This is a genomic window from Oscillibacter sp. ER4, assembly GCF_000765235.1.
Lineage (GTDB): Bacteria > Bacillota > Clostridia > Oscillospirales > Oscillospiraceae > Hominicoprocola > Hominicoprocola fusiformis.
The window spans coordinates 22,740-29,235 of sequence record NZ_JPJG01000053.1 but is presented as its reverse complement, the minus strand read 5'-3'; the positions used below and the strand labels follow the sequence as shown (position 1 = coordinate 29,235).

The 6,496-nt window shown below is 58.9% G+C and carries 7 protein-coding genes; 4 read left to right on the top strand and 3 right to left on the bottom strand.

Annotated features, from left to right (window positions below; all coding sequences use genetic code 11):
• Window positions 1–111 precede the first annotated feature (111 nt).
• Window positions 112–294: a hypothetical protein gene (locus tag NI20_RS0108460; protein ID WP_033120968.1), complete on the bottom strand. Its 183-nt coding sequence runs from the start codon at window positions 292–294 to the stop codon at window positions 112–114.
• Window positions 295–514: 220 nt separating this feature from the next.
• Here NI20_RS0108460 and NI20_RS0108455 point away from each other — a divergent pair, with 220 nt between their 5' ends.
• From NI20_RS0108455 to NI20_RS0108445, 3 genes are all read left to right on the top strand, one after another.
• Complete coding sequence (locus NI20_RS0108455; RefSeq protein ID WP_033120967.1) at window positions 515–1,015, top strand: hypothetical protein; 501 nt, start codon at window positions 515–517, stop codon at window positions 1,013–1,015.
• Window positions 1,016–1,084: 69 nt separating this feature from the next.
• Window positions 1,085–2,068: an LPD29 domain-containing protein gene (locus tag NI20_RS0108450; protein WP_052084535.1), complete on the top strand. Its 984-nt coding sequence runs from the start codon at window positions 1,085–1,087 to the stop codon at window positions 2,066–2,068.
• Window positions 2,069–2,294: 226 nt separating this feature from the next.
• Entirely contained in the window at window positions 2,295–3,938 is a 1,644-nt protein-coding gene (locus NI20_RS0108445; RefSeq protein WP_033120966.1) for a SulP family inorganic anion transporter, read from the top strand.
• Window positions 3,939–4,007: 69 nt separating this feature from the next.
• Here the strand turns inward: NI20_RS0108445 and NI20_RS0108440 are convergent, their stop codons facing one another.
• Window positions 4,008–4,583 carry an HD family hydrolase gene (locus tag NI20_RS0108440; protein ID WP_033120965.1) on the bottom strand — a complete coding sequence of 192 codons (576 nt, stop codon included), beginning with the start codon at window positions 4,581–4,583 and terminating at the stop codon, window positions 4,008–4,010.
• Window positions 4,584–4,804: 221 nt separating this feature from the next.
• Between NI20_RS0108440 and NI20_RS14200 the strand changes: the two genes are divergently transcribed.
• Window positions 4,805–5,527 (top strand): DUF975 family protein, encoded by a 723-nt coding sequence (locus tag NI20_RS14200; protein ID WP_052084534.1) that lies wholly within the window; start codon window positions 4,805–4,807, stop codon window positions 5,525–5,527.
• A gap of 69 nt (window positions 5,528–5,596) precedes the next feature.
• Here the strand turns inward: NI20_RS14200 and NI20_RS0108430 are convergent, their stop codons facing one another.
• Window positions 5,597–6,493 carry a TlpA disulfide reductase family protein gene (locus tag NI20_RS0108430; protein ID WP_033120964.1) on the bottom strand — a complete coding sequence of 299 codons (897 nt, stop codon included), beginning with the start codon at window positions 6,491–6,493 and terminating at the stop codon, window positions 5,597–5,599.
• Between the last annotated feature and the right edge of the window lie 3 nt (window positions 6,494–6,496).

The window sequence follows — 6,496 nt, the reverse complement described above, 5'->3', positions numbered from 1 at the left end:
GGATAGGGGAGATAGGGGTTATAGGGGAAAGAGGGGGAAGGGGGGACAAGGGGGGAAAGACCTTTTGCTGGGCATGACAAACGCCCGGAGCTGCTGCCCCGGGCGCTGCTGCTATATCTTGTCTCTGATCGCGTCGAGGATCCACGCGTTGACGCTCTGGCCGCACTGCTCGGCGGCGTGGCGGATCTGGTCTTTCGTGATCCCGTCGCTGCCGTCCTTGTGAATCCGGAATACGACCCGTTCGAGCTTTTCCAGATGGCGCGCGTTACCCTCGCGCTTTGCATCTGTTGACATGAATGTTTCACCTCCTGCCGTCACATGATCGCGCTATTACATCTGGTTTTTATCATATCACAGGCGAAAACATGTTGCCATGAACAAAGTGCACAAAAAATTCATGGCAACATTGTTCATGCTGCCTGCTTGACATTCATGTTGCCATGAACTACAATGTGACCATGCCAAGCAACCACGACAACATCGGACAGGCCGACAGGCCGGGAAGGATAACATCATGAAGAAGATCAATATGAACTACACCACCAATGAGCAGCTCTGGAGCATCGAAGACCTCGCTGCCAACCATGGCTACACCAAGACCAATGATTGCTACTGGGCTCAGATCTTTGAGAATGAGAACGGCGATCAGATCATCACCAGCCGCGAAGACACCGCCAGCGCCGACCCCGTCGCCGATCTGGCCGCCCTGCTGGATGAGGCCGAGGCCCCCGCCGAGACCGCCGAGCAGTACACCGAGATCCGGACGATGGACGTTTTCACCCTCCGCGGCATCTGCATTAAAAATCATTGGTACACCAGAGGGACTTGCGACCAGTACGGAAAGTTATTTGATCGGCTGCTCCAGGATGGACACCCCGCCAACCTGACCACGGCAAAGCTGGCAGAGATCGCCGCCGACATCATGGCCCATTCCGACATGGAACCGGATTATGAAATGGAAGATGTGATGTTCACACTGGCTGCCGACTGTATCACCCATTTTTCCAGACGATAACCGCCACAGGGCCGGTGGCCCGGCCCCCACCAATCAGCAACCACGACAAAATTACAGGAGGTTCCCACCATGACAAACATTTTTGCAGCCTGCAAGACACTGGACGAGCTCAAGCGCGAATACAAGCGCCTTGCAAAGCTCAATCACCCCGACGTGGGCGGCGACACCGCCACCATGCAGCAGATCAACGCCGAGTTTGATCGCCTTTTCCCGATCTACAAGCTCCGCAGCAACGACAGCGGCGAAGCCCCCGTGACCCACGAGACCGCCGAGAGCGTCCGCAGCGAGTTCTACACCGCAAACGGCTGGGCGGGCTGCAATTACGATCCCGCCCGAAGCCTGAAAGACATTGCCGCGAACGTTCGCCGCTATGTCAAGGCCAATTATCCCGGCTACAAATTCAGCGTGCGCACGAAATATGCAAGCATGTGCCAAGAACTGCTTGTGACGATGAAGGAAGCCCCCGTTGAGATCTTCAAGACCTTCGACCAGCTCACCGCCGCGGACCGGGAACAGATCATCCGCCGCGCCGAGCACAACTTTGTCTGGAAGCTCACGAGCTGGAACCGTGACGAGGAACGCGCCGAGATTCTGCGCATCTGGGAAGCACATGGCGAGTGGTACAAGATTCCCGCTGACGATATCCGCGCCGTTGCCGCTGACGTTGACGATTATGTGAAGTCCTTTAACCGCGAGGACTGCGACGGGATGATCGACTATTTCGACGTGAACTTTTATTACTTCGGCTGTCTTGAGGATAACGGGCGCGGCGTGAAGTATGTTCCCCGCGAAAGCGCCCGCCGCCCGCAGATCGCCGGTGAAACGGCGCAGCCCGACAAACCGGCCTCCGCAGCGCTGCGCGTGGCATTCTGCCCCGAGCATGACGGCGTAGAGGCCTATTTCTCCGGTAAACCGTCCGCAGCGGTGCGCGAAGCCCTCAAGGCGGACGGCTGGCGCTGGCACAGCGCGAAAAAGTGTTGGTACAACCGGAACACCGAGCAGCACTTGCAGGCCCTCCGCGCTGCAACAGAAATCGACGCGCTCCCGGCCTGACCGGGGCGCGCTGACCCGCCCCCGCCCTCCTGAATAGCAAAGAGCGTCCCCAGTGGTGGGGACGCTCTTGTTTATATGACACAGTAAGGACGCAGCACGCCTATTTTTGCATTGATATTGCAAGAAAAGTATTTAGAATCTCGTTAAAAACCGTCCCTTTTACTACTGGCACGGGCGCGGGACAGGTGGTATAGTAAACAGGCATGTGTTTTTTAGGAGGATCAATATGTTTTCTGCCTTTTTTTGCAGCCTGAAGCAGGAATTTGCAGGCTACAACTCGAAAAAGCTGCTCGCCGACATGATGGCGGGCCTGACGGTCTGCGCTGTTGCGCTGCCGCTGGCATTGGCGTTCGGCGTTTCATCCGGCGCGAGCGCGGCGTCCGGGCTTGTCACGGCCATCATCGCGGGCGTGGTTATCGCCATTCTCGGCGGCGCGTCGTACCAGATCTCGGGCCCGACGGGCGCGATGAGCGCGGTGCTCGTCGGCATCGTCGCGGAATACGGCCTGCAGGGCGTGTTTTTTGCCTGCTTTGCCGCGGGCGTTCTGCTGCTGCTTGCGGGCGTCTTCAAGCTGGGTCGCTTAATTAGCTTCATCCCGATGCCCGTCATCATGGGCTTCACCTCGGGCATTGCCATCATCATTGCGATGGGCCAGATCGACAACTTCTTCGGCACGGTGTCGGAGGGCGGCTCGAATTTGGAAAAGATCGCGTCCTATGGCCGTCTTGGCTTCCATCCGAACATGCAGGCGGTGCTCATCGGCCTTCTCGTCGTGCTGGTGATGGTCTTCTGGCCGAAAAAATGGGGCGCGCGTGTGCCGGGCTCGCTTGTCGGCATCATCCTTGCGACGATCGTCGCGACAGTCGCGGGCATGGATCAGCTCGCTGTCGTCGGCGACATTCCCAAGACGCTCCTGCTCGCCGACCGCCTGTCGCTCGGCGGCCTGAGCTTCACGATGCTCGAAAACCTGATCTCTCCCATCGTGACCATTGCGGCGCTCAGCATGATCGAGAGCCTGCTTTGCGGCGCGTCGGCCTCGCGCATGAAGGGCGAAGCGTTCAACGCCGATCAGGAGCTGATCGCACAGGGCGTGGGTAATATTTTGCTGCCGCTTTTTGGCGGTGTTCCCGCGACCGCAGCCATCGCACGCACGAGCGTAGCGGTCAAGTCCGGCCAGCAGACGCGCCTTACGAGCGTGTTCCATTCGCTGTTCCTGCTTGCCTCGATGTTCCTGCTCGGCGGCGTGATGGCGCGCCTGCCGCTCTCGGCGCTCGCGGGTGTGCTGATGGTCACGGCATGGCGCATGAACGACTGGGAGGGTATTCGCTACGTCTTCCGCCGCAAGTTCAAGTCCGGCATCAGTCAGTTCCTTGTCACGATGGTTGCGACGGTCGTTTTTGATCTGACGGTCGCCATCATCCTCGGCGTGGTGTACTCCGCCATTTTGTACATGGCAAAGTCCAGTCACATCCGCATCAACTTCTCGAGCATCGACACGAACAAGCTCCGCTCGGTCGACGGCAAGCCGCCGATCCTCGAGACCTCGGGCGTGGCGTATATCACGGGGCCGCTCTTTTTCGGCGCGGTGGATGAGTTCAATCACCGCATGGCGGAGATGCCATGCTATGACCACCTTGTCATTTCCATGCGCGGTATGCCGAGCGTGGACGTCTCCGGCGCGCAGGCGATGCTCGAACTGTGCGAGTCGCTCAAGAGTCAGGGCAAGACGGTCGCCTGCTGCGGTATGACCGAGGCGGTGCGCAGCTACTTTGACCGCGCGGGCATCACCGAGCTTCTCGGCGAGGAGTCCTACTTCTGGAGCGCCGACCAGGCGATCCTTGACCTGCTGGACGCGGAGATCGTGGAATAAAAGACGTAGAAAAGCACTTCCCGCCAGCGGCGGGAAGTGCTTTTTGCTGTACATGGGCCGCGAAAGATTTTATTTGCGCCGGTCACCCTCGCGTGCGATCTTGTCGAGCGATTCCTGCCGGACAGCCTGACGAAGCGCCGTCAGGTAGGGCGAAAAGGCGACGTTCTGCTCGCCGTAGGTGAGCTGGAGGTCGTATTCGTGGTCCTCCCAGGTCGAAATGTCGGACTCGTTGTGGGAAATCACGGCCTCGAGCTTGTCGAGAGCCTTGTAGATTTGGGCCTCCTGCGTTTCAAGTGCGGCCATCTCGTCGTAGAGTGCGCGCATCTCCTCGCGGCAGGGGGAGGGAAGCGATGCGACCCACTGGTAGAGCAGCGCTTCCTCCGTCGATTCGTCCTGTGCGGTCTTGTCAAAGGCGGGGATATCGCCCGTGAAGCACTCGCCGAGGTCGTGGATGAGGCACATGCGCGTCACCTTGTCCATGTCGGCCTCGGGAAATTCATCGCGCAGGAAAAACGCCATCAGTGCGATGCGCCAGCTGTGCTCGGCAACGCTCTCGTGCCGCCCGCCGGAGGTGTAGCAGTGGCGGGTGGTGTCCTTCAATTTTTCCGCCGTGTGCAGCGCGGCGAGCAGTTCGCTTGGTCTCATGCGTCTCCTCCATTGTCGTTTTCTGGTATTTTATCAGAGGCGGAAACGACTTGCAAGGAAAAGAAAGAAGAGAGATTCCCGTTCCCAGCGGCATATGATATCATGAATGCGAGAAAATTTGGCGCCCGGTGAAACAAAACGGGCGCGGAATGCGTCTAAATAAGCAGAAGCAAGAAAATTTGAGAGAGACCCTCCCATGCGGAGGGCGGAGAGGAGAATTTATGAAGCTTGCGGCGGATTTTCGGCAGGCGGCGCGCGAGGCGCTGCGCGGCAAGTGGCCCATCGCCATTCTGATCGGCCTTGTGGCGGTGCTGCTCGGCGGCGCGGGGAGCGGCGGTCCGGAGGTCAAATTCAATTACGATGTGTCCTCGGGCGTGTCGACGACGTTTGGCTACGGCGGACAGACGATTTACTCCACAGGCTACGGTTTGGACCCGAAGTGGAGCGGACTGCTCATCGGCGGTGCGGTCTATCTCATCGTGATCGCGCTCGTGTTGGCGGCGGCGTACTTCATCCTCGGCAGCATCGTGGGCGTGGGGTATGCCAAATATAACCTCGGCCTTGTCGACCGCACGGAGCCGGGCTTTGAGGCGCTGTTCGCCTATCTTCCGAACTGGAAGACGACGACGCTGACGCGGCTTTGGGAGGGCCTCTATATTCTGCTGGGGACGATCCTGCTCGTCATTCCGGGACTGATTATGGGCTACACCTACGCGATGACGGACTACATTTTGGCCGAGCACCCGGACATGACGCCGGGCGAGGTGATGAAGGGCTCGAAGGCGATGATGGAGGGCAACCGCTGGCGGCTGTTCTGCCTGCAATTCAGTTTCATCGGCTGGATGCTCCTCAGCTCGCTGACGTTCGGCCTTGGCAACCTTGCGCTGCGCCCCTATCAGGAGGCGGCATACGCCGCGTTCTACCGCGAGGTATCGCTCGGGTAAAAAGATAGAGAGAAACAAAATACGCCCCGCGGATCATCCGCGGGGCGTATTTTTGCTGTGATGGAAAGCTTACTTTGCGCTGTCGCTCGCGAGCACCTGATCGATGATCGTCTGGAGCGTCGCCATGTTGTCCTCGTTGTCGATGCCGCCGAGCAGCGCCTCGCCGACGATGTTGCCGCTGCGGTCGACGACGTAGGTGGTCGGGAAGGCCATGATGCCGGAGGCAAACTTGCCCGCGTCGCTGTCAGAGTCAAAGTAGATGTTCTGATAGGTGGCTTCCTTTTTTTCAAGGATGCCCTTGGCCTCGCTGATCTGGTCGGCGTAGCCACCCAGCGTGTCGGTGTTGATGCCGATGACCGCGCCCCCCTGCTGCTTGAGCTTTTCATTGAGGGCGTTGAGTTCGCTCAGTTCCGTCACGCAGGGCGAGCAGCCGCTGAACCAGAAGTTCACGACCGTCACGGCATTCTTGGAGAAGAGACTGCTGTCGACATCGTTGCCGTCAAGGTCTTTGCCGGTGAAAGCGGGGAAAGCCTGCCCTTCGGTATCCGCATTGCCGTCATCCGCGGGCTGAAGCGCGGCGTACTGCTCCTGCAGCGGCTGAATCTCGTCTTCAATGTCACGGATCTTCTCCGCACCATCGGTCAGGGTCTTGATCTCATCGTCGGTGAATTGATCCTTTACCAGTTCGATGCCGTCGAGCAGATAAGTGCCATAATTCGACTCCTGCGCAAGCTCATCACGCTTTTCGTTCATAGCGGCGAAGAGCTTCTGCCACAGCTCGAGATCCTCCTCCATGATGGCGTTTTCCTTGTCGGCAAGCTCCTGGATTTTCGCGTTGAGCTCTTCGGCGGTCATGGTCTGGTCGGTGGTATCGTCCGTTTTGTCATCGCCCTTGCTGCCGCAGGCGGCGAGGGACAGCACCAACGTGAAAGCAAGTGCCAGCGTCAAAAATTTCTTCAGGTTCATGGT